This is a genomic window from Bradyrhizobium sp. LHD-71 (assembly GCF_031157255.1).
Lineage (GTDB): Bacteria > Pseudomonadota > Alphaproteobacteria > Rhizobiales > Xanthobacteraceae > P52-10.
In genome coordinates this window covers 222,043-244,442 of record NZ_JAVIFX010000003.1, presented here as the reverse complement: position 1 = coordinate 244,442, position 22,400 = coordinate 222,043, and the positions used below count along the sequence as shown (strand labels likewise).

Here is a 22,400-nt window from a genome sequence, read left to right as displayed (position 1 = left end):
TCCCTAGAGCATTTTCCGGAAAGGCGGACATCGGCTTTCTGCGAGAAAATGCGACCATGAAAGGAATCTGGAGCGTATCCCCGTTCAACCCGAACGGAATGCGCTCTAGTTGGGCAGCCATGCTGCGGATCACCCGCGATATCGTCGTCGACGAGAACGACCTTGATATTTCGTTCGTTCGCGCTTCCGGCCCCGGCGGGCAGAACGTCAACAAGCTCTCGACCGCGGCGCAATTGCGCTACGACATCGCCCGCGCCAATCTCGCGCCGGATGTACATGAGCGCTTCGCGCGCATTGCAGGCCAGCGGCTGACCAAGGATGGCGTGGTTGTGATCCATGCCCAGCGCTTCCGCACTCAGGAGCGGAACCGGCAGGATGCAATCGACAGGCTGGTCGACATGCTGCGCGAGGCCAGTATCCGACCCACGCCGCGCCGCGCGACGCGGCCGACATTTGCCTCAAAGCAGCGCCGGCTCGAGGGCAAGAAGCGGCGCGGCAACATCAAGTCGATGCGCGGCGGTCGAAGGTTCGACGATTAGAACATGATGAGTCTCGCGAAGGCGGGCATCCAGTACTCCGCAACATTGCGATAAGAACGCTGCGGCACTGGGATAGTGGATCCCCGCTTTCCATGGGCGAGCGAAGCGACGTCGTTGCGAGTATCGAACCGCCGCTATCTTCAGCCGATCGACACCAGCGGCCTGACCTGATGCTCGACCGGTGCGGACGGGTCATAGACGTATTTCGGAGTGTCATCCATGTAATCATGGAAATGGACGATGGTCCGATCCGGCCCGATGAAGATGACTGCATAGGCGGGCGGCTCGAGACTGCAGATGTTCTCTTTGACCGCATGAAAGTCCAGCCAGGACTGGTGATTGGTCCCGCGCAACGCGCTGAACGGGATGCCAAGCCAGGAGCCGCAGACTGGCCGGTGAACGTGTCCAAAAAAGATGTGCCGCGGGGCGCGCCGCTGCCGCAGCAAATCACCCAGCGCCGACGCGTCTGTTTCGGCCATAACGTACTGGTCGATATGTGGCAGTTCGATCGCAAACGGCGGATGATGCATGAACAAATAATCCGGCGTCCCACTGCTGTGCTCATCGAGGCGGCCTTTCAGCCACGCTCGCCGGCGTTCGCAATACGCGCCAGTGTGAACGCCAGGCTCTGTGGTATCCAAGAACAGCAGGCGCGCCTCAGGGGTTACGAAGGTCGACTGCACAAAACCATGTTCGTCCATCTGCACCTCGGGAAAGGCGGCACGCAACGCGGCCCGGTCATCATGATTACCCATCATCAATCGATAGGGAATGACGAGCTCCCTCAGGCAGTTGCTCAGGATCGCGTAGGCGCGCGGGTCCGCGTGATGGGCGAGGTCGCCAGTCAGAACGCAGAGCGCAGCGTCGGGATGATTGCGATTTATGTCGGCGATGCAGGCACGCAGCCGCGTCTCAGGGTTCGAGCCGAAGACCGTTTCGCCGGACGGTAAAAGGTGGCAATCGGTGATCTGGATAACCTTCAGCACGGTAAGCTACTCCCAGGAAATTCACCCCTTGAGGGCGCCAAGACTGATGCCCTCGACGAAGCGTCTTTGGGCGACGAGGAAGACGAGAATAAGCGGCGCCGTCACAAGAACGGTGGCCGCCATCAGCTCGCCGTAACGATCGCCGGCTTCCGCTGACCGGAACGCGAGCAGGCCGAGTGGCGGCGTATTGAGTTCCGGCGAGCGGACGACGATCAGGGGCCAGAACAGGTCGTTCCAATGCGACACGACCGAAAAAATCCCGAACGCGGTGGCAGCCGGCAGGGTGAGCGGCAGGACAACACGCACGAGGATGCTGATTTCGCCAAGTCCGTCCAGCCGGGCAGCGTCAATCATTTCGTCGGGGATGCTGCGAAAGAACTGGCGAAACAGGAAGACCGCAAAGGCGGATGACACGAACGGCACGATCAGCGCGCCATACGTGTCCAGCAGGCGAAGGCCGGCAAAGCCCGCATATATCGGCAGCGCAGTGACCTGGATTGGGATCAGCAAGCCAAACAGCACGAGGCCGAACACGGCTTCGCGACCGGCAAAACGGAGTTTGGCGAGCGCATAGGCACAAGGCAGCGCAAATAGCAGTTGAAAGAACAGGATCCCGGCGCAAACGACGGCGCCGTTCGCAAGATGCAGAAGAAGTGGGCGGCGCTGGATAACGCCAACGTAGTTGGCAAAGCCGGCAAAGCTCGTCGGCAGCGGCGAGAGGCTGCCACCGAAAATCTCACTCGCCGGCTTCACGGAAAAGCCGAGCATGTAGGCGTACGGCGCCAGGAAGAGCACCACGAGGCCAATCAGCAAGGCGAGACGCAGTATCGCGCGACAGTTCATCCGTAGTGAACCCTGCGATCAAGAAACCTGAATTTCACCAACGTCAGCGCGAAGAGCACCACGACAAAGGCCACCGTCAACGCCGAGGCATAACCGATACGAAAGAAGACAAAGCCCTCCTGGTAGATGGTGAAGAGGATGACCTCGGATGCGCGTCGCGGCCCGCCCTGGGTAATCGCTGCGACTGTTTCAAACACCCGAAACGAGCGCAGGAACGAGATGACGACGACGAAGACAAGTGTTGGCCCAAGCAGGGGTAACGTGACGGTCCAGAAGCGTTCCCATGGGCGGTGCGCGCCGTCGACCGCCGCCGCATCATAGAGATCCTGCGGAATAGCCTTTAGCCCCGCCATCACGAGGACCATGTTGTAGCCTGTGTTCTCCCAGATGCCGATGCCGGCGAGCGTCGGCAGGACCAACGCCGCGTCGTTCAGGAAGCCTTGCCGCGGCAACCCGAGAGCCGCAATAAGAGCATTGACCGGGCCGAGTGACGGGTGAAGCAGAAACTCCCAGACAATCGCCATTGCGACCGTCGTGGAGATCACGGGCAGAAAGAAGGCCGACCGGAAGAAGGCACGACCGAGCGTGGAACTTTCGATCAGTAGCGCGAGCATCAAGCCGAGCAGTACGGACAACGGCGTAACCGAGAGTGCGTAGATGATGGTGTTCAGCGCCGAACGGCGAAACACGGCGTCGTTCGCGAGCTCGGAAAAATTATCCAGCCCGGCAAAACCAATATTCTCCTGGCCGAGATGCCAGTCGGAAAAGGCCATCGCAACGACACCCAGGCATGGCAGCACCAGGAACAGCACCAAACCGATGGATAGCGGCGCAACGAGCAGCCACGCTTTGCGCCTCTCGCGCGCGCGACGACCGCGCACCGACGGAACACCTGCGGCCGAACTAGCATGACCGGCAAGCGCGAGACTCACGACGTGGCCCACAGACTTCGTGAGCCGGCTTGGGTCGCGGTCGACTCAGCGGCCTCGATCTCGTGCCTGCGGCCGCTCGCATCGAACAGGTGCATCCTGTGCCATGCCGGTATGAGCCCCACCCGCGTGCCGGATGGCGGCAACGGATCGTCACTTGCCGCTCGCACCAACATCGGTGGAGCTGCAATGCCGTCGGCGACCACGTGGATCAGTTGCTCGGCGCCCAGAAACTCGTGATGCCGCACCGTGCCGGCAAGCCAGCCACGCCCATGAATCGCCAGGCGCAGGTGCTCCGCACGAATACCGAGCCGTGCTGAGCCGTCAGCCGCCGTCGGTGCGAGGCCGATCGGCGCCTGCAATCCGGCGACGCGCACGGCACCGCGAGCGACGATCGCCGGCAGAAAGTTCATTTGCGGCGTGCCGATGAATTGGGCGACGCGGATATCGGCCGGAGTATCGTACAGGCACTTTGCAGTTCCCACCTGAACGACGGCGCCCTCCATCATGACGGCGATCCGGTCCGCCATGGTCATCGCTTCGGCCTGATCATGCGTCACGTAGATCGTCGCGATGCCGAGACGGCGTTGCAACTCTACAATCTCGGCGCGCGTCGTTGTGCGAAGAGCGGCATCCAGATTGGACAGTGGCTCATCCAGTAGGAAAAGCTGTGGTCGACGGACCAGTGCGCGGGCGAGCGCGACACGCTGCCGTTGGCCGCCGGAAAGCTCCTTCGGTTTTCGATCCAAGAGGCCGTCAAGCGCGACGAGCGCGGCGGCATCGGCGACGGCAGCCCGGATCTTCAGGCGCCGGTCGGCAACACGGCGGCTGAGATAGCGAGTCAACGGCAACCGCTCGACTCGGGAAAGATCACGCATCGCCAATGGCAACGCAATGTTCTCGCGGACGGTCATATGCGGATAGAGGGCATAGGACTGGAACACCATCGCTATGTCGCGCGCGCCCGGTGGAAGCTCGTCAACGACAGCGCCGCCGATACGGACTTCACCACCATCGTGTTCTTCCAGGCCGGCAACAATGCGCAGCAACGTCGACTTTCCGCATCCTGACGGACCAACGATCGCAAGGAACTCGCCGCCATTTACCGTCAGGTTGACGCCGCGCAGCACCGGCGTCGTCTTGAACGCTTTTGTGATGCCCGTGAGGCTCACCGCGGTCATCGCATTGCTCCGCTCACAAGCGAGGATGATGTTCCGGCGCCTTCTCTTGTGAACACTCATCGAGGCAGCAGGCGATTAACCTCCTTGGTCAGGGACACAAGCGCCTGATCCGGCGTCATGGACTTGTCAACGACGCTCTCGAGATGCTGGCCGATGGCTTCATCGATCTTGATGGCGTTCGTGCCCGGATACTGAAACCACTCGCGAACCAGAGGAAGCTGGTCGACTGCGGTCTTGTGCAGTGGTCGATCATCGAAATAGCCCTTGAGGAGCTTGGGATCCTCCAGTGCAAGGACATTGACCGGGGTATATCCGACATTGCGGATGACCTGGTTCGTACCATGAGGTCCGGTCGAGTATTTCAGCCATTTCCAGGCTGCGGCCAGCACCGCGGGGTCCTTTTCGGCGGCCTTGGTAATGATCGCAACGTTACCTCCACTCGGCAATCGCGCGGCCTCCGATCCCACCGGATGCGGGCTCGTACCAAGCCTGAAGCGGTCTCCGATCGATTCGGAAAAGTTATTGAGACGCGAGATGGAGTCGATAAACAGGCCCATCCGCCCGGCGATGAACTGCTGTCGTGCAGCCTGGTCCGCAAGCGGCACAAAACCGCCCTCATCGACCATTCGTCGGTACAGGCCGAAGGCCCTCTGAAAATGCGGATCCTTGTCAAAGGCGACGGCTTGCGCACCGGGAGGCATCATCTCTCCGCCGAGACCAAACAAGACGCCTTGGAAATACCACGCGCCGTACCAGTTGCTCGCATACGGCATATACATGCCGGCAATGTCGGGCCCGAGTGCGCGCACCTTGCCCGCAACCTTCAGCAGGCCGTCCCAATCCCGCGGCATTGCGGCGGGATCGAAGCCTGCTTTCCGCACGAGATCAGCGTTGAAGTAGACGAGCGACATGGACAGCGCAAACGGAAGTCCAAGCTGCTTCTCGCCGACCTTGCCAAGCGATTGAAGCGGTGGCGTCCAACCGCCCTTCTCGAAGGTCGAATTGTCGGCGCGCATCAGCGGGGCGAGATCCACCGCAAGTCCACGCTGGTCGATGGTCGAAACGTAGGATAGCCCGACGTAATCCACATGCGCCATCTCGCCGACGACCGCCTCGCGCAACAACGCCTGGATGCCGGCGGTGTAATCCTTGTGAGCGCCGCGAAATTTGATTTTGATGTCAGGATTTTCTGCTTCGAAATCGGCTTTGAGCTGATCGAAGACTTTGTCGAAGATCTGAGGCTGTGTGTACTGAACCACCACTTCGATCGCACGCTGCGCGCTGGCGGGCGTCGCGAGTCCCGCAGCGACCGCGGCAGTTGCGGCGAATACGACGACGGCGCCGCGGCGGCTGACATGTTGTTTCATAGCTGTCCCCTTCAGGTCGGCAACGGGTGCAAAGCGGAGCGCCTGCTCCGCCCATCCGCTGCTCGGGTCCGGCTTGCGGACAGCCTGGAAACTAAAACCGGCTCGTGACGCCGTAATTACATCTAGATGAATAGATCAATTTCACCGTTGAGCTTCAATGATCAGCTCGAAACGGCCTCCAGCCGAGCGCGTGTAACCGTATTCGATGGGTATGCCGTCCTGATCCACGTTGATCGCTTCGACGACCAATGCAGGCGCGCCGTTTGGGATCCTGAGCGCCGCGGCCTCCTCCAGGTCCGCGGGGCGCGCATGCACCCGCGTCAACTTCCGCGTGTAGTCCGTGACATTGAAGTGCCTCAGGGCCTCGGTGATCGATTTGAGCTCGATAAAAGCTTCGGCCAGCCCAGCAAACCTTGCGGCAGGAAAGTGATGCGTGGTGAAGCTGATCGGCTCGCCATCGATGTCGCGGAGGTCGTCGATCGCGAGACAGAGACTGCCCTCATCGATTTGAAGATCACGTGCAAGCGCGGCTGTCGCCGGCATTTCCCAATTGCGCAAGACACGGCCGGCCAGAGGCAGGCTCAGCCGCGCGAGGTTTTCGGAATACCGCGTACGTTGCGTGATCGGATAAGCGAGTTTCGGCGTCCGAACGAACATGCCCCGACCTTGCTCGATCGTGATCGCTCCGCGTTCCTGCAGCGCCGAAAGCGCCCTGCGAACCGTGTGTCGGTTCACGCCAAACCGCACGGCAAGCTCGCCCTCGGTGGGCAATCGTGAGCCGGGCGAATGCACGCCCGCAGCAATGTCACGGCTCAATGCATCTTCGACCTCACGCCACAGCAGGACTCCCGCCTTTCGCATTGAATGCCCTTGCCCCTTGGTTGCCGGCGATCAATCATCTAGATCGTTAGTCCGGGATTAGAAAGGGGTTGAGGAACGCTCTACCCAATCCCTTCCGCTTCGCGAACAACCGCGGATAAGCCTGCATTCACCCTCCCCTCAGCCTCGCCAAACGCCTAAAATTCCGCGCATGCCGGTCCGCCAGCTCCCCGAAACCATCGTCAACCGCATCGCCGCCGGCGAAGTGGTCGAACGGCCCGCGAGTGTCGTGAAGGAGCTTGTGGAGAACGCGATCGACGCCGGCGCGACGCGACTGGACATCTTCGCCGATGGCGGCGGCCGCCGGCGGATTACGATCTCGGACAACGGCTCCGGCATGACCCGTGCCGATCTTTCGCTTGCAGTCGAGCGTCACGCCACATCGAAACTCGACGACGAGGACCTCTTGCGCATTCGCACGCTCGGCTTTCGCGGCGAAGCGCTGCCGTCGATCGGCGCCGTCGCCCGCCTGTCGATCGCCACCCGCCATGCGAGCGAAACGCATGCCTGGAGCCTGAGTGTCGATGGCGGCGCCAAGTCGGGCATCATGCCTGCGGCACTGAACGACGGCACCCGCGTCGATGTGGCCGATCTGTTCTACGCAACGCCCGCGCGGCTGAAATTTCTGAAGAGCGATCGGACAGAAGCCGAAGCGATCCGCGAGGTCGTCCGGCGCCTCGCCATGGCGCGACCCGACATCGCCTTCACCCTGTCCGGCGAAGAGCGCGCGCCGATCACCTGGAACGCAGCGCTGCCCGGCGCTGCCGGACGGCTGACCCGGCTCGGCGCTATTCTTGGCGGCGATTTCCGCAGCCATGCCATCGAGGTGCGCAGCGAGCGCGAGGGCGCCGTCGTCGAAGGTTTTGCAGCAGCGCCGTCGCTGACCCGCGCCAATGCGCTCGGCCAGTATCTTTTCGTCAACGGCCGCCCGGTGCGTGACAAATTGATTCTCGGCGCTGTACGTGCGGCCTATGCCGACTACCTGCCGCGCGACAGGCATCCGGTCGTGGCCTTGTTCGTGACGCTCGATTCGCGCGAGGTGGATGCGAACGTCCACCCAGCGAAGACCGAAGTGCGTTTCCGCAATGCAGGCCTTGTCCGGGCACTGATCGTGCATGCGCTGAAGGACGGACTTGCCCGCGAAGGCCGTCGCACCGCGGCTAACAGCGATGGCGCTGTCATCACGTCGTTCCGCCCGCAAGGCCTGCCGCGCACCGACGTGCCACGTTCGCAGTGGGACTGGCGCACCTCGCCCGCCTACCCGACCGGACCTGCGCCCGCCACCTATGACGCCTCGTCGATGAGAGGTTTTGCCGAAGCCGCCCAGGCGGCATTCGACGTTGGCGCACCGTCCGCGGACATCAGGCCGGACGATGTGGCATCGGCAGACATGCTGGATCGCCCGCTCGGCGCCGCCCGCACACAAATCCACGAAACCTATATTGTCGCGCAGACCCGCGACGGACTGGTGGTCGTCGACCAGCACGCTGCCCACGAGCGCATTGTCTATGAGCGGCTGAAGGCCCAGCTCGCGCGTGACGGCGTTGCGCGACAGATGCTGCTGATCCCGGAAATCGTCGAACTCGACGAAGCCACCGTCGAACGGCTGGTCGAGCGGGCGGCCGAGCTTGAAAGGTTCGGCCTCTCGATCGAATCCTTCGGCCCCGGCGCCGTCGCTGTACGCGAAACGCCGGCGCTGCTCGGCAAAACCGACGCCAAGTCATTGCTGCGTGATCTCGGCGAGCACATGGCGGAATGGGACGGGTCGCTACCGCTGGAGCGGCGGCTGATGCATGTCGCAGCCACCATGGCCTGCCATGGCTCGGTGCGCGCCGGCCGAAAGCTGCGGCCGGAGGAGATGAATGCGCTCTTGCGCGAAATGGAAGTCACACCGAATTCGGGCCAATGCAACCATGGCCGCCCTACGTATGTGGAGCTGAAGCTCGCTGATATCGAGAGGCTGTTTGGGCGGCGATGAAGCGCTCAGACCGCACGTAGAAAAACAAACTCCGTATCGTCATAGGCGCGCCGCTCCAGCTCCTCGAAAGCATCGGGGGCGACGAACTTTGCAGACAACGCTTCCTCGACGACGATCAGCGCCTGTGGTGCGAGCCAGCCGCCCTCGCTCAGCGACGCAAGCGCCTGTTCGGCCAGGCCCTTGCCATAAGGCGGATCAAGAAACGCCAGCGTGAACCGCTCGACCGGGTGTGCCGGACCGAGCTTGGTCGCGTCACGGCGGAACACTTTCGTGACGCCACCGAGCCCGAGCGCCTCGACGTTCTGGCGCAACAGCGCCCGTGCTTCGGCACCGTTGTCGATGAACAACGCGAAGGCGGCACCACGCGAGACCGCCTCGATGCCGAGCGCACCGGTACCCGCAAACAGGTCGAGCACGCGCGCGCCGCTGATCGGATCGCCGTAGCCGTGCACCAGAATGTTGAACAGCGATTCGCGCAATCGATCCGCGGTAGGGCGGATCTCGCGCGACGCCGGCGAGGCGATCGTCCGGCCACGCAGCCGTCCTCCGACCACGCGCATCAGAACGTGATCCGGCAAGGTCTGGAGCGATTTTCCGGCACGAACGCGCTCATCTCAGGATTCATGTTGTTTCGGCGCGCGATCCCGCTTGCCCTTGTAGCCGGCGGGCGGCTTGCGACGCGGTCTGTCGTCGCCATCACTATCACGGCCTGAGCGCTCGACCATTACGCGGCGTCCCTTGCGGTCAGCGATCAGGCCGGCGCGCTTGCGCGGTCTTTCGCCGGGCTCGTCCCCGTGCACTTCACCCGCGCTTTCACGCGTGGGAAGGCCGAAGTCGGCGCCAGCCGCCGCCGCTATCCGCTCGCCGAGCTGATCGCGCAGCATCCGGCTGCGCACTTCCTCGACCGCACCTTCGGCAAGTTCGCCGAGTTGGAACGGCCCGTAGGAAACGCGGATCAGCCGGTTCACTTCGAGGCCCAGATGCGCCATGACGTTGCGTACCTCACGGTTCTTGCCTTCGCGGATCGCGAACAGGATCCAGACATTGGCGCCGTGGTCGCGCTCGAGTGTCGCCTCGATCGGGCCGTACTTCACGCCGTCGACCTCGATACCCTTGCGCAGCTCGTCGAGTTTGTCCTGCGCGATCGTGCCGTGCGCTCGCACACGATAGCGCCGCAGCCAGCCGGTGTCCGGCAGTTCGAGCACGCGCGCAAGCCCGCCATCGTTGGTCAACAGCAGCAGACCTTCGGTGTTGAAATCGAGTCGGCCGATGCTGATCAACCGCGGCAGGCCCTCGGGCAACGAGTCGAACACGGTCGGACGACCTTCGGGGTCGGCGTGCGTCGTCACGAGGCCTTTCGGCTTGTGATAGAGGAACAGCCGCGTACGCTCACGCTCCGGCAGTGGCGCGCCGTCGACCAGCACCTTGTCCTGCGAAGTCACGTCCAGCGCAGGCGAGGTGATGATGCGGTCATTGACGCTGACGCGCCCCTGCCGAATCCATTCTTCAGCGTCGCGCCGTGAACAAAGCCCGGCGCGTGCCATCAGCTTGGCAATACGGTCGCCGGCCTTCTTCGGCTTTGCCGGCGCAGCGTCGGCGAGCTCGCGCCGCCGGCCATCCCGATCCGGCCTGCGCTCGCGATATTCGCCACGCCCGCCGAACGCCGGACGAGCTTCGTAATTGCGCTCGTCTCGTTCTTCGAAACCCTCATTCCTTGGATGGTCGCGCCAGACGTGACTCTTGCGCGGCGTACGATCGGTCCGCGGACGTTCCTGCCTTGGCCGCTCGCCCTGCGTACGATCGTCGCGATCGCGGGAGAAGCGCGGACGCTCTGCGTCGGGCCTGCCATGGCGCGGTTTGCCGACAAACGGCCTGTCACCGCGCGGCCGGTCGAAGCGTTTGCCACCATCGCGCGCGCCTGCGCGGTCGCCGCCGCGATCGGATCGCTCTCCGCGCCGGAAATCGCTGCGCGGGCCGCGATCTGCCGAACGACTTTCGCCGCGCTTGAAATCGCCGCGCGCGTCGTCACGCTTGAATCCACCGCCGCGTGGGCGCTCGTCGCGGCTGAAGTCCCGGCGCGGCGGACGATCACCGTCACGATTGAATTCGCGACGCGGCGGCCGCTCGCCATCTTTCCGGTATGAGGCGCGCGGCGCGTCGTTACGGGGAACGCGGTCGCCGCGCTCGTCCCTGGCACGGAACTCCCGCTTTGGTCGATCTTCGCGGCGCGGGGCGCGTTCGCCGTCTTTCTTGAATCCGCCCCCACTTTTGCCGAACGAACGCTTTTCGCCGAAACGCTTGCCGGCAGTACGATCGCGCCCCTCGCCGCGCGGCGCCCCATCCCGCTCCTTGCGGAACGGGCCACCGGGACGTCCCTCGCGGGGCTTGAAATCGCCGCCGCCTTTGCGAAAACCGCCGCCGCCGCGGCGTTCGTCGCGCCCACCACGCTGTTCCCGGCCCTCGCCGCGCGACGGCGGGCCGCGTCTGCCGGACGAGCGCCGGTTGTCTCTGTCATTGTCGCGGGGCATCTAAAATCTCATTTATTCATCGGGGCATGACCGGTCCGAAGACCGGTATCCACTTTCTGGGTGCCCTAGGGTTGCGGGGCTGATATCAGAGTTTGCAGGCGGACACGAGGAAGATGACGCAATCTTTCATGGATCTGGCGCTCGAAGAGGCGCGTACCGCCGAGGCGGCCGGCGAAGTTCCGATCGGTTGCGTCGTGGTGCGCGGCGGCGCCGTCATCGCCAGCGCCGGCAATCGTACCATTGCCGACCGCGATCCGACGGCACACGCTGAGATGCTCGCCATCCGGGACGCCGCCCATGCTCTTGGCACCGAGCGCCTGACCGATTGCGACCTCTATGTCACGCTGGAGCCCTGTGCCATGTGCGCCGGCGCGATCTCCTTCGCGCGCATCCGCCGCCTCTATTACGGCGCCAGTGACCCGAAAGGCGGCGCCGTGGACAACGGCGTCCGCTTCTTTGCGTCACCGACCTGCCACCACGTTCCCGAGGTCTACTCCGCGGTCGGCGAGGAGGCGTCAGCAGCGCTGCTGCGTGATTTCTTCAAGGCAAAGCGATAGCGCCCGCATCGCTGCCTATAGCTTGAGCTTCATACCCTCGTGCGACTTTTCAAAGCCCAGCGCCTCGTAGAAGCGCTGCGCATCGGTCCGCACCTTGTTGGTCGTGAGCTGCATCTGACCACAGCCGCGCTCGCGCGCGATCGCCACGACTGCAGCCATCATCTTGTGGCCGACGCCGGTGCCGCGCCGTAAGCCCTTGACCCGCACACCCTCGATCTGCGCGCGCCAGAGACCCCGCTGGCCGATACCGGGAATGATGGTGAGCTGCAGACAACCGAGCAGCTCGCCATCCTCCTCCCACACATACTGCGTGTTGAGCGGGTCAGCGGCGACCGCGTCGAACCCCTTCAGATAAGGCGACAGGTCGCTCAGATCTTCGCGTGTCTTGCCGAGATCGTCGTCGAGCAGCATTTCGACGATCTCTCTGACGTCCTCGCGCCGTGCTTCCCTCAACGCCATCGCGCGTGCCTTTCAGAACCGCAACGCCTTGGCTTGCTTCACATGCGGCAGCGTCAGCGTCCTGGCCAGCACGTCGGCCGGAACATCGCCATCGACCTCAACCAACGCGATGGCGTCGCCGCCGGGCTCGTTGCGACCGAGATGGAAGGTCGCGATATTGACCTTGGCGTCGCCGAGCAGAGACGCAAATTGGCCGATGAAGCCGGGCTTGTCCTCGTTGGTGACGTAGATCATCGATTTGCCGAACTCGGCGTCGACACGGATGCCCTTGATGTCGACCAGACGCGGCTTGCCGTCGTGGTAGACGGTGCCGGAGACCGAACGCTCCATCTGCTCGGTCGTCACCGTCACCGTAATCAGGCTTTCGTAATCGCTGATCGCCGCCCGCGTGATTTCGTCGACGATCATGCCGCGCTCTTTCGCCACCACCGGGGCCGAGACGACGTTGATGTCGCCGCCCAGCATCGGCCGGAGCAGGCCGGTCAGCGCCGCTGACGTCAGCGCCTTGATCTTCATCTCGGCGACGGCGCCCTCATAGGTGATCGTGACCTTGGCGATGTCCGTGTCGGTGAGCTGTCCCGCGAACGAGCCGAGCTTGTCCGCAAGCTCCACGAACGGCTTAAGCTTCGGCGCCTCTTCCGCCGTGATCGACGGAAAATTCACCGCATTGGAGATCGCGCCGGTGAGCAGATAGTCCGACATCTGCTCGGCAACCTGCAGGGCGACGTTTTCCTGCGCCTCGGTCGTGGAGGCGCCGAGATGTGGCGTGCAGATCACGTTCGGATGTCCGAACAGGATGTTGGTATTCGCCGGCTCCTCGATGAACACGTCGAAGGCTGCGCCTGCGACATGGCCCGAGTCGAGCGCCTTGCGCAGCGCCGCCTCGTCCACCAGGCCGCCGCGAGCGCAATTGATGATGCGCACGCCCTTTTTCATCTTGGCGATTGCCGCCCCGTCGATGATGTTCCTGGTCTTGTCGGTCAGCGGCGTGTGCAGGGTGATGAAATCTGCGCGCCTGAACAGCTCGTCCAGCTCCACCTTCTCGATACCGAGATCTTTTGCGCGCTCCGGCGACAGGAACGGATCAAAGCCGATCACTTTCATGCGCAGCCCCTGCGCACGATCGATGACGATCGAGCCGATATTGCCGCAGCCGATCACGCCGAGCGTCTTGCCGGTGATCTCGACGCCCATGAAACGGTTCTTTTCCCATTTGCCTGCCTGGGTGGAGATGTCGGCCTGAGGAATTTCGCGCGCCAGCGCCAGCATCAACGTGATCGCGTGCTCGGCGGTGGTGATGGAATTGCCGAACGGCGTGTTCATCACAATGATGCCCTTCGCCGTGGCGGCCGGAATTTCCACGTTGTCGACGCCGATGCCGGCGCGGCCGATCACCTTCAGCTTTTTTGCCTTTTCGAGGACCTTCGCGGTCGCCTTGGTCGCCGAGCGGATCGCGAGACCGTCATAGTTGCCGATGATCTCGGCGAGCTTTTCCTTGTCCTTGCCGAGGTTCGGCTGGAAATCGACTTCGACGCCGCGATCTTTGAAGATCTGCACAGCGGCCGGAGAGAGCGCATCGGAAATGAGGACTTTGGGTTTGGACATGTAGGTATTCCTGACAAAGAGGTTGTCGTCCCGGCCTTGGGCGCTTCGGCGGGGGCCAGCTCACCGCTGTGGTGATGGGCCCGCGCCGCGCGGCCTTTGGCCGCCTGTTCGGGACGAAGCGAAAAAGGTGGCGTTACGCCGCCTTCGCAAGTTGCGCTTTGGTCTCTGCGAAAGCCCAGTCGAGCCACTGCGTCAACGCCTCGACGTCCTTTGCCTCGACGGTGGCGCCGCACCAGATACGCAGGCCCGGCGGTGCGTCGCGATAGGCGCCAAGATCATAACCTGCGCCTTCCGTCTCGATCGCATTGACCAACGCCTTGGCGAACTCAGCCTGCTTGTCGGCGGCAAGCGCCGTCACTTGCGGATCGACCACCTTCATGCAGACCGACGTGTTGGAGCGGATCGCCGCATCCGTGGCCAGAAAATCGACCCATGGCGTTTTTGCCGCCCAGTCGCTCAGCACCTTGGTATTGGCGTCGGCGCGCGCCATCAATCCTTTCAGGCCGCCGACTGATTTTGCCCAGTTCAGCGTATCGAGATAGTCCTCGACGCAGAGCATCGACGGCGTGTTGATGGTCTCGCCCTCGAAGATCCCTTCGTTGAGCTTACCGCCCTTGGTCATGCGGAAGATCTTCGGCAAGGGCCATGACGGCTTGTAGCTCTCCAGCCGCGCCACCGCGCGCGGCGACAGGATGAGCATGCCGTGCGCCGCTTCGCCGCCCAGCGCCTTCTGCCAGGAGAACGTCACCACGTCGAGCTTGGCGAAATCGAGCTTCTGCGCAAAGGCGGCCGAGGTCGCGTCGCAGATCGTCAGGCCTTCGCGGTCTGCCTTGATCCAGTCGGCATTCGGTACCCGCACGCCGGAGGTGGTGCCGTTCCAGGTGAACACGACGTCGGACGCCGGATCGACCTTGGACAGATCGGGAAGCTCGCCGTAAGGCGCCTTCAGCGTCACCACATCGTTCAGCTTCAATTCCTTGGCGACATCGCCGATCCAGCCTTCGCCGAAGCTCTCCCACGCCAGCATCGTCACCTTGCGCGGGCCGAGCAGCGACCACAGCGCCATCTCGACGGCTCCAGTGTCGGAGGCCGGCACGATGCCGATGCGATAGTCCTTCGGAACTTCGAGCACCTCGCGCGTCAGCTCGATCGCGAGCTTAAGCTTCGCCTTGCCGACCTTCGCGCGATGCGAACGGCCGAGCGCTGCGTCCTTGAGGCTTTGTGGAGTCCAGCCGGGGCGCTTTGCGCAGGGGCCAGAAGAAAAATGCGGCACAGACGGCCGCACAGCAGGCTTGGTCGCCATTCTATGATCTACCCTTCCAGATAGCTGCCTCTCGGTGGGGAGAGGTTTCCCGCCGCCGGATGTATAGCAAAGGACCCGCCTTCGCAAGCTGCCCGAATCCCACTTCCGGACCTCTGCTGCGGCTTGGGCAGGATGCAAAAACGACGCAGGAACGCAGGTTTTCGAGCCCGCCGTCAGCGCTCTTTGATTGGCTTCGCCATCGTTTCGGTGCGGTTGGTCCACACCAGGCCGCCGAAACTCGGAGACACCAACCCAAGCTCCGTCTCATGATCGATGCCGGCACTCGCGCCGCCATCCCACGGGCCCAGCAGAATGACCTCCGTTCCGGCCGCATGCATGCGCGCGACGAAGCGATGCGGCCAGCCCCACAGCCATCTCGCGATGTTCACCGGCAGCGCCAGTATGGTCTCGCGGCATTGTGATGGCACATAACCGCTCCAGCCCAGCGCCGCGTACCGCATGATGCAAGCCTTCATTGAATCGCGATCATAGCCCCGCAGACCGGCGAGCGAAGCGATTGCCGCGCGGGTCGGCTCGGCGCCGCCATAGACACCGAAGATCGAAGCCCGGAATTCAGGTCGTTCGCCGATAAGCGTTGCGAGCGCGGTGCCCTCCTCCGCGCGCCTGCTCTTGTAGTTGATGAGAAACTTGCCTTGCGGGAAGGCTTCGAACACCTCGGTCAGCTCGGGCATCAGACCCTTCGCCCGACCGCGAAACGGAAAGCTTTTGCCGCCATCGGCGGTGTAGCCATAGCCGACATCGAGCGTCTTCAGGACGGAAAACGGTGTTTGCTCAGTGACACCCGATCCATCCGTCCGGCAATCCAGCGTCCAGTCGTGGAAGACTGCGAACTTTCCGTCGGGCGTCAGATGAACGTCGAGCTCGACGACATCGGCGCCAGCGTCAAAAGCCGCGCGCATGGAGGCAATCGTGTTCTCCAGGAACGGATGGCGCGGCGGCGCAATCAGCGTCGCGGTGCAACTGTCGTTGTCGAGGCTCTTCGTCGGGAACGTCTGATGGACGCCGCGGTGGGCCAGTACACGGGTCGTCGCCTCCGCCGATGGTCCATGCAGCAGCGAGGAGTTGTTGAGCCAGACGCCCGCCGCGACCAGTGCGATCAGCGTCAACACCACCCAGATGGACCTCAACGTGCGTCTCCCAGTGACCTGCGAGACGCACCCTACTTCCAATTCAGGCGAAACAAAGCCAACCGTCGACACGACGCTACGCCTCGCGGACCTTACAGCCCCAGCGCTTCCTCGCTTTCGGCAATCCAGCGCCGCAGCGCGTTGTAGCCTTCCAGGTGAAAGCCGCCTTCGGGCGCAACGCGCGTATAGGCGAGCAAGGCCACGTCCGCGAGTGAGAAGCGTTCGCCAACGAGAAAACGCGTCAGCGCGAGCTGGTGCTCCATCCGTGCCAGCGCCGCATAGCCGCGTTTGACCTTGTCGGCATCGAGGTCGCCAACCGACTTGCCGAGATAGGCCATCTGAAAGCGGCAAACGGCGATATAGGGCTCGTGGCTGTACTGCTCCCAGAACATCCACTCGTCCATTTTCGCTGCGTCCCAGGCGACCGTCGGAATCAGGTCCGTATCGCGCGCCAGGTAGCGGATGATCGCGTTGGACTGCGCCAGCGTCCGCCCGTCATCAAACTCGACCACCGGCACCTGGCCCGCACCGTTGAGCTTCAGAAACTCGTTGGTGCGCGACTGGCCCTTCATGATGTCGATGTCGACCCAGCGATAGGCGAGCGCGAGCTTGTCGCACATCCATTTAACCTTCAGGCAGTTACCTGACTTGGTATCGCCGTAGATCTTCATGGCTCGCTCCCAGGCTGGCTGACATCCTCGTCAGCCGAACAGGGCGGGCTTTGCCTGTCAAGCGAAAGCGGGCAGCGAGACCGCTTCGCTCAGAACCTCGCACCGAGACCAACGCGGCCGGTGTTGAGTTGAATGATCGTATCCTTCGCCAGCGGCAGCTGAACGTACTCGTATTCGGCCCGAACGAAGATGTTCTGCATCAGCATGTATTCGAAGCCGATGCCGGCGCTGAAACCGAATGTCAGCAGGTTCTTCTGGCTCTCGGCCTTGGATTGCGTGCTGTCGCCGATCAGATCGCTGCGCGGGATCGTTGTCGTGATCGGGTCTCCGCCGGACGTGGTGCCGATGACGATAGTCTCGTTGTACAGATCCCAGGTTCTGATGCGCGCGGTGGCCGAGCGATCGATATCGACCAGGGCCATTGCAAGACCCGCAAATGCATAGGGCATGAAGGAACCCATCGCATAACCGCCCCTTGCTCGTAGCGTCAGCAAGTCGTTGACCCGCGCAGACGCATTGCCGCTGAGCGTCACGTCGTACTCATACGAATGTCCCGCTGGCGGGTTCGATCCTTCCGGATTTGCCACGGTCCTCGACAACGAAGCGCTGGAGCTTCCGCGCTTGCCGGAGAAATGCGTGTAGTTCGCCTCGATGCCGATCACGGCATCGTCCCACTGCCAGTTGTAGCCGGCGAATCCGCCGAAGCCCGACGTGCGCACGTTGGACGAATCGAGCAGTTGCCATTCGCCGACGCTCGCGGCAAGAACGGATTCCCGCACGAGGAACTGCTGCAGTCCTGTCGTCGTCTTGCTGAAGTCGAAATCATGGCTCGAGTAACCGGCATGCCCGCCGATGTAGAAGCCCTGCCACAGCGGACGCGAGCGCACGATGGGTTCTACATACGATCCGCGCAGGATGGGAGGATCGGCCGCGTACGCGCATTGCGCCGTGACCAGAATGGCCAAGGCAATTCCCAACCGACGCATGATGAACCCCCAACCCCAACTTTCCCCGGGCCGATCATCACCTGTTAACCTTAACCAATCGTTGTCGCGCGTGAGCCGGGCGAAAAGAAAGCGGCGCGGACCTGCGTCCGCGCCGCTTCATGTCGGGAAATCGTGGGTGCAATCAGCCGCGGCGCATCAACACCGGCGGCGGCGGTGGCGCTTCTGGCTCGCAGCAGGTCCAGCGCACGCCGAGCTTGATGTCGTGAGACGAAATGTCCCTGAAGTGCATCGGGTTGTTGACATTGTTGGTGCCGTCGAAGGTGCGCAAATCGCCGGAGTGAGCATCGCCGAGATGCAGGTAGCGGTAGGCGAGTTCCATCGTCAGGTTGTTCGTGACCTTGTAGCCGAGACCCGCATGCAGCGCGTAGGCAAAGCCCCATTTGGATTCGTCGTGAGCGAAGGCGACGCCGAGATTAGGCGTGTTGACGTCGACGAAGCTCGAGATGGTCGTCCGCGCGCCGCCGACGCCGACGCCGACGAACGGAGTAATGCACCACCAGGTGCCGAGATCGGCATAGAGGTTGACGAGCGCGACCCACTCTTCCTTGTTGCCGCGATACTCGTCGGTGCCGATCACCCCACCGTTGAAGCTGACGATGTCGAGACCATGGATGCTGCTTTTCATGCGATACTCACCGGTCACATCGGCGCGCAGCCATGAGTTGAATTGATAGCCGACGCCGACTCCGAAAAACGCCGCGCCGCCGAAGCCCTTGCCGACCGTCTGCACGCCGACTCCGGGCTCGTCGTAAAGCACGTTGTAGAGGCTCTTCACCTTCTGCTGGGACACGCCGATGTCGCCGCGCAGATACCAGCCGCCGAAATCCTCGACTGGCGGCGCGTAGGCCGGAGGCGGAGCATAGGGCGGCGGCGCGATCGGCACGTCGGCGGCAAACACGGTGGTAGGCAGCAATGCGACCGCCGCAACAACAAATGATTTAACGCTACGCATCGGCTTCGTCCTTTTGTCCCCTACGGCCAAAACAAAATGCGGCCGCGCTTTTTTGAAACCCACGGGTGGACGATGGCAGCAAAGTCTTAAACGGGGCTTAACCCTAATTCTTTACCGTGATTTTTAATCAAAAAAGCTGCGAGCGCGCGTGAATGTGGCGAACGAGCGCGTTCGCAGCCATAGTTGCTAACGGAGTGTTGAAATCGGACGCGCGCTTACGCCTTCGCGGGCTTCGGAATGTTCGGCAGCAGAAAGCCGATCAATCCCATCGCCGGCAGGAACGAGCAGACAGCGAAGACGAATTCGATGCCGCGGATGTCGGCGACCTTGCCCAGCGCCGCGGCACCGAGGCCGCCGACGCCGAACGAGAAGCCGAAGAAGATACCCGAGATCATGCCGACACGGTGGGGCATCAGCTCCTGCGCGAAGACGATGATCGCAGCCGTTGCCGACGAGATGATGAAGCCTGCCGCAGCAGCCGCCATGGTGCCGCCGATCAACCCCAGGTGAGGCATCGCGAGCGCAAACGGAAGCGCGCCGAGGATCGACAGCCAGATCACGTATTTGCGGCCGATGCGATCGCCGATCGGTCCGCCGAAGAACACGCCTGCGGCGTTGGCCGCCAGGAATACGAACAGATAGATCTGCGCGGCCTGAGTCGAGACGCCGAACTTCTCCATCAGATAGAACGTGTAGTAGCTCGACAGGCTGACTGTGTAGAGCGCCTTCGAGAACGATAGAAGCGCCAGCACCACGAGACCGACGATGATCTTCCGCGACGCCGGCATTCCGGCCGGGATCTGCGCGATCGCATCCTTCTTGGAGACGATGCGCGGCTTGTACCAGCGACCGATATTCCACAGCACAACGATCGCGACGAAGGCGATCGAGGAAAACCACGCGATGCTCGGCTGGCCGAATGGCACGATGATCGCCGCCGCGAGTAGCGGACCGACGGCCGTGCCGATGTTGCCGCCTACCTGAAACACCGCCTGCGCGAAACCGTAGCGTCCGCCGGACGCAAGGCGCACAATGCGCGAAGATTCGGGATGAAACACCGCCGAGCCGAAGCCGACGGTCGCAGCGGCCAGCAGGATGATCGCGAACTGGCTGGCGACGCTCAGCATGATCAATCCGGCGAAGGTGAAGAACATGCCGATCGCCAGCGAATAGGGCTGCGGCCTGCGGTCGGTGACGACGCCGACCACCGGCTGCAACAGCGAGGTCGTAAACTGGAAGGCCAGCGTGATAAGACCGATCTGGCTGAAGTCGAGCGCGTAGCTTGCTTTCAGGATCGGATAGACCGACGGGATCAACGACTGCATCGTGTCGTTGAGGAAGTGCGAGAAGCTCAAGCCGCCGATCACCGCATAGGCTGGGCCGCTCGTGGTCGCCCTGGCTCCGGCGGGCAGGTCCGGCGACACGACCGGCGCGCTGAGCGCTTCCTCGGTGACGATGGCGGGCCTGTTCACGGCGACTTTCCGGCTGCGGTTAATCCCTCTTGTTTGGTTAAGTGCGCGCGCACGGTTTGGCCAGCATCAAACGGTGATGGCTGCCTTGCGACGTCAAGAAGGCATCCGCTTGCGCAGCAGGTAACGGTGGCGGCCTTCCATCACCAGGACGCCGTTCTGGTTGTGCACGGTGCTGCGCAACCCGATCACGCCTGTGGAGCGGTTCGGCGTGAGCTCGTCGACTTCCAGCGCCGGATAGAGCGTGTCGCCGACGAACACCGGCGCGAGAAACTTGCTCGACTGCTCGATGAAACCTTTCAGCGACTGCTCGACCAGATGCGGAAACAGGCCGGCGCCGGCGGCAGTCTGGATCAGCACCTGAAAGCCGTGCGCCAGCATGTGCGGCATGCCGTGGCGGCGGCAATATTCGACGTCGTAATGCACCGGATGGTTATCGCCGCTCGCCGCCTGGAACGCCAGGAAGATCGCTTCCGTCATGGTGCGGCTCGGCAGCACGAAGCGCTCGCCGAGCTTGAAGTCCTCGAACCAACGTTGTTCGGAAACGAGCCGGTGGGCTGCCGGATCGAACGCCGCGCTTCGGTCGGTCACGCGGCTGCAGCCTCGCCCACCGCCGCCACGATCGAATCGACGATGTCCTCGACCAGCGCGCGGTCATCACCTTCGCCCATGACACGGATCACCGGCTCGGTGCCTGATGCGCGCACGAGCAGACGGCCGTGGCCGTTCAGCTTGCCTTCGGCGGTTGCGATAACGGACTTGACCGACGGATCGTCGAGCGGTTTGCCGCTGCGATATCGGACGTTTTTCAGAACCTGCGGCAGTGGGTCGAAGCGGTGGCAGACTTCGGAGACCGGACGGTTGAGCTTGCGCACCACCGAAAGCACCTGCAGCGCTGCCACGAAGCCGTCACCGGTGGTGTTGAAGTCGGACAGGATGATGTGGCCGGACGCCTCGCCGCCAACGTTACAGCGCTGCGCCAGCATCTGTTCCAGCACATAGCGGTCGCCCACCTGGGTGCGGATCAGCTTCAGCCCGATGCCGGCGAGATAGCGTTCAAGACCGAGGTTCGACATCACCGTTGCAACGACGGCCGGCTGCGACAGGCGGCTATCGTCTTTCCAGCTCTCGGCGATCACGGCGAGCAGTTGATCGCCGTCGACGACGTGGCCACGCTCGTCGGTGATGATCACGCGGTCAGCGTCGCCATCGAGCGCAATGCCGATATCGGCGCGCATTTCACGCACCTTGCGGCCGAGCGCCTCCGGCGCAGTCGAGCCGCACTCCTTGTTGATATTGAAGCCGTCAGGCTCGACGCCGATGGCGATCACGTCCGCGCCGAGCTCCCACAGCGCTTCCGGCACGACCTTGTAGGCCGCACCATGCGCGCAATCGACGACGATGCGCAGGCCTTCCAGGCTGAGCGTCCGCGACAGCGTTCGCTTGGCGAATTCGATGTAGCGGGCGCGCTCGCCCTCGATGCGGCGTGCGCGACCGATATTGGCACCGTTGGCAAGCTTGCGGGTCAGATCTTCGTCAAGCAGTTGTTCGATGCGCATCTCGACATCGTCGGAAAGCTTGTAGCCATCGGGGCCGAACAGCTTGATGCCGTTGTCGTCGAACGGATTGTGCGAGGCTGAGATCATTACGCCGAGGTCGGCACGCATCGAGCGCGTCAGCATCGCCACCGCAGGCGTCGGCATTGGCCCGAGCAGCAGCACGTCCATGCCTACGGACGTGAAGCCAGCCTGCAGCGCGGACTCGATCATATAGCCAGACAGACGGGTATCCTTGCCGATCACGACACGATGACGATGATCACCACGCAGGAACACGAGACCAGCCGCCTGGCCCACGCGCAGCGCGAGCTCCGGCGTGATCACGCCGTTGGCGCGTCCGCGAATTCCATCGGTTCCGAAGTACTTGCGAGCCATCCGATAACCTCAGCCTCGCCGCCGAAACGGGAGCGAGTACCCCCATCCCTAGGGGCTTATAAAAG

General features: G+C 63.0%; 21 protein-coding genes. 3 read left to right on the top strand and 18 right to left on the bottom strand.

The features are described 5' to 3' along the window. The first annotated feature begins 119 nt into the window (after positions 1-119). Positions 120-539, top strand: a complete 420-nt coding sequence (gene arfB / locus RCO31_RS03880) for an alternative ribosome rescue aminoacyl-tRNA hydrolase ArfB (protein WP_308967057.1) — start codon at positions 120-122, stop codon at positions 537-539. Positions 540-679: 140 nt separating this feature from the next. Here the strand turns inward: arfB and RCO31_RS03875 are convergent, their stop codons facing one another. The 6 genes from RCO31_RS03875 to phnF form a co-directional block, all read right to left on the bottom strand. Beyond that, positions 680-1,525 (bottom strand): phosphodiesterase, encoded by an 846-nt coding sequence (locus tag RCO31_RS03875; protein WP_308966910.1) that lies wholly within the window; start codon positions 1,523-1,525, stop codon positions 680-682. 21 nt (positions 1,526-1,546) lie between these two features. Next, on the bottom strand, positions 1,547-2,368 hold the full coding sequence (locus RCO31_RS03870) for a carbohydrate ABC transporter permease (protein WP_308966909.1): 822 nt from the start codon (positions 2,366-2,368) through the stop codon (positions 1,547-1,549). Then, entirely contained in the window at positions 2,365-3,300 is a 936-nt protein-coding gene (locus RCO31_RS03865) for a carbohydrate ABC transporter permease (protein ID WP_374991417.1), read from the bottom strand. Before RCO31_RS03865 ends, RCO31_RS03870 begins: the two co-directional genes overlap by 4 nt. Next, positions 3,297-4,478: an ABC transporter ATP-binding protein gene (locus RCO31_RS03860; protein WP_308966907.1), complete on the bottom strand. Its 1,182-nt coding sequence runs from the start codon at positions 4,476-4,478 to the stop codon at positions 3,297-3,299. The genes RCO31_RS03865 and RCO31_RS03860 overlap by 4 nt, the downstream gene beginning before the upstream one ends. Before the next feature lie 56 nt (positions 4,479-4,534). Beyond that, positions 4,535-5,845: an extracellular solute-binding protein gene (locus RCO31_RS03855; protein ID WP_308966906.1), complete on the bottom strand. Its 1,311-nt coding sequence runs from the start codon at positions 5,843-5,845 to the stop codon at positions 4,535-4,537. A gap of 141 nt (positions 5,846-5,986) precedes the next feature. Further along, positions 5,987-6,706, bottom strand: a complete 720-nt coding sequence (gene phnF / locus RCO31_RS03850) for a phosphonate metabolism transcriptional regulator PhnF (RefSeq protein ID WP_308966905.1) — start codon at positions 6,704-6,706, stop codon at positions 5,987-5,989. A 169-nt stretch (positions 6,707-6,875) separates the two neighbouring features. Between phnF and mutL the strand changes: the two genes are divergently transcribed. Then, complete coding sequence (gene mutL, locus RCO31_RS03845) at positions 6,876-8,702, top strand: DNA mismatch repair endonuclease MutL (protein WP_308966904.1); 1,827 nt, start codon at positions 6,876-6,878, stop codon at positions 8,700-8,702. Positions 8,703-8,707: 5 nt separating this feature from the next. Here mutL and rsmD read toward each other — a convergent pair whose 3' ends face one another. Further along, a complete protein-coding gene (gene rsmD, locus RCO31_RS03840) occupies positions 8,708-9,262 on the bottom strand; it encodes a 16S rRNA (guanine(966)-N(2))-methyltransferase RsmD (protein WP_308966903.1) in 555 nt (184 codons plus the stop codon). Positions 9,263-9,316: 54 nt separating this feature from the next. Beyond that, positions 9,317-11,230, bottom strand: a complete 1,914-nt coding sequence (locus RCO31_RS03835) for a pseudouridine synthase (RefSeq protein WP_308966902.1) — start codon at positions 11,228-11,230, stop codon at positions 9,317-9,319. A gap of 113 nt (positions 11,231-11,343) precedes the next feature. Here RCO31_RS03835 and RCO31_RS03830 point away from each other — a divergent pair, with 113 nt between their 5' ends. Continuing rightward, entirely contained in the window at positions 11,344-11,787 is a 444-nt protein-coding gene (locus tag RCO31_RS03830) for a nucleoside deaminase (RefSeq protein ID WP_308966901.1), read from the top strand. A gap of 15 nt (positions 11,788-11,802) precedes the next feature. Here the strand turns inward: RCO31_RS03830 and RCO31_RS03825 are convergent, their stop codons facing one another. From RCO31_RS03825 to glmM, 10 genes are all read right to left on the bottom strand, one after another. Further along, positions 11,803-12,246, bottom strand: a complete 444-nt coding sequence (locus RCO31_RS03825) for a GNAT family N-acetyltransferase (RefSeq protein ID WP_308966900.1) — start codon at positions 12,244-12,246, stop codon at positions 11,803-11,805. 12 nt (positions 12,247-12,258) lie between these two features. After that, on the bottom strand, positions 12,259-13,851 hold the full coding sequence (serA, locus tag RCO31_RS03820) for a phosphoglycerate dehydrogenase (RefSeq protein ID WP_308966899.1): 1,593 nt from the start codon (positions 13,849-13,851) through the stop codon (positions 12,259-12,261). A gap of 133 nt (positions 13,852-13,984) precedes the next feature. Then, positions 13,985-15,154 (bottom strand): phosphoserine transaminase, encoded by a 1,170-nt coding sequence (locus RCO31_RS03815; protein ID WP_308966898.1) that lies wholly within the window; start codon positions 15,152-15,154, stop codon positions 13,985-13,987. A 173-nt stretch (positions 15,155-15,327) separates the two neighbouring features. Next, on the bottom strand, positions 15,328-16,302 hold the full coding sequence (locus RCO31_RS03810; RefSeq protein ID WP_308966897.1) for a glycerophosphodiester phosphodiesterase family protein: 975 nt from the start codon (positions 16,300-16,302) through the stop codon (positions 15,328-15,330). A 92-nt stretch (positions 16,303-16,394) separates the two neighbouring features. Next, positions 16,395-16,973: a glutathione S-transferase family protein gene (locus tag RCO31_RS03805; protein WP_308966896.1), complete on the bottom strand. Its 579-nt coding sequence runs from the start codon at positions 16,971-16,973 to the stop codon at positions 16,395-16,397. An 89-nt stretch (positions 16,974-17,062) separates the two neighbouring features. Beyond that, the gene (locus RCO31_RS03800) at positions 17,063-17,959 is read right to left on the bottom strand and encodes an outer membrane beta-barrel protein (protein ID WP_308966895.1); all 897 of its coding nucleotides are present in this window, start codon (positions 17,957-17,959) and stop codon (positions 17,063-17,065) included. 142 nt (positions 17,960-18,101) lie between these two features. Beyond that, positions 18,102-18,932, bottom strand: coding sequence for an outer membrane beta-barrel protein (locus tag RCO31_RS03795; protein WP_308966894.1), 831 nt, complete (start codon positions 18,930-18,932; stop codon positions 18,102-18,104). A 215-nt stretch (positions 18,933-19,147) separates the two neighbouring features. Further along, positions 19,148-20,404: an MFS transporter gene (locus tag RCO31_RS03790; RefSeq protein WP_308966893.1), complete on the bottom strand. Its 1,257-nt coding sequence runs from the start codon at positions 20,402-20,404 to the stop codon at positions 19,148-19,150. A 93-nt stretch (positions 20,405-20,497) separates the two neighbouring features. Continuing rightward, positions 20,498-20,992: a MaoC family dehydratase gene (locus RCO31_RS03785; RefSeq protein WP_308966892.1), complete on the bottom strand. Its 495-nt coding sequence runs from the start codon at positions 20,990-20,992 to the stop codon at positions 20,498-20,500. After that, entirely contained in the window at positions 20,989-22,335 is a 1,347-nt protein-coding gene (gene glmM / locus RCO31_RS03780; RefSeq protein ID WP_308966891.1) for a phosphoglucosamine mutase, read from the bottom strand. Before glmM ends, RCO31_RS03785 begins: the two co-directional genes overlap by 4 nt. Positions 22,336-22,400 lie beyond the last annotated feature (65 nt).

Coding starts and splice junctions, on each gene's coding strand:
- arfB (WP_308967057.1), top strand. CDS start 120: ATGCTGCGGATCACCCGCGATATCGTCGTCGACGAGAACGACCTTGAT.
- mutL (WP_308966904.1), top strand. CDS start 6,876: ATGCCGGTCCGCCAGCTCCCCGAAACCATCGTCAACCGCATCGCCGCC.
- RCO31_RS03860 (WP_308966907.1), bottom strand. CDS start 4,478: ATGACCGCGGTGAGCCTCACGGGCATCACAAAAGCGTTCAAGACGACG.
- RCO31_RS03855 (WP_308966906.1), bottom strand. CDS start 5,845: ATGAAACAACATGTCAGCCGCCGCGGCGCCGTCGTCGTATTCGCCGCA.
- rsmD (WP_308966903.1), bottom strand. CDS start 9,262: ATGCGCGTGGTCGGAGGACGGCTGCGTGGCCGGACGATCGCCTCGCCG.
- RCO31_RS03870 (WP_308966909.1), bottom strand. CDS start 2,368: ATGAACTGTCGCGCGATACTGCGTCTCGCCTTGCTGATTGGCCTCGTG.
- phnF (WP_308966905.1), bottom strand. CDS start 6,706: ATGCGAAAGGCGGGAGTCCTGCTGTGGCGTGAGGTCGAAGATGCATTG.
- RCO31_RS03825 (WP_308966900.1), bottom strand. CDS start 12,246: ATGGCGTTGAGGGAAGCACGGCGCGAGGACGTCAGAGAGATCGTCGAA.
- serA (WP_308966899.1), bottom strand. CDS start 13,851: ATGTCCAAACCCAAAGTCCTCATTTCCGATGCGCTCTCTCCGGCCGCT.
- RCO31_RS03805 (WP_308966896.1), bottom strand. CDS start 16,973: ATGAAGATCTACGGCGATACCAAGTCAGGTAACTGCCTGAAGGTTAAA.
- RCO31_RS03800 (WP_308966895.1), bottom strand. CDS start 17,959: ATGCGTCGGTTGGGAATTGCCTTGGCCATTCTGGTCACGGCGCAATGC.
- RCO31_RS03835 (WP_308966902.1), bottom strand. CDS start 11,230: ATGCCCCGCGACAATGACAGAGACAACCGGCGCTCGTCCGGCAGACGC.
- RCO31_RS03795 (WP_308966894.1), bottom strand. CDS start 18,932: ATGCGTAGCGTTAAATCATTTGTTGTTGCGGCGGTCGCATTGCTGCCT.
- RCO31_RS03815 (WP_308966898.1), bottom strand. CDS start 15,154: ATGGCGACCAAGCCTGCTGTGCGGCCGTCTGTGCCGCATTTTTCTTCT.
- glmM (WP_308966891.1), bottom strand. CDS start 22,335: ATGGCTCGCAAGTACTTCGGAACCGATGGAATTCGCGGACGCGCCAAC.
- RCO31_RS03830 (WP_308966901.1), top strand. CDS start 11,344: ATGACGCAATCTTTCATGGATCTGGCGCTCGAAGAGGCGCGTACCGCC.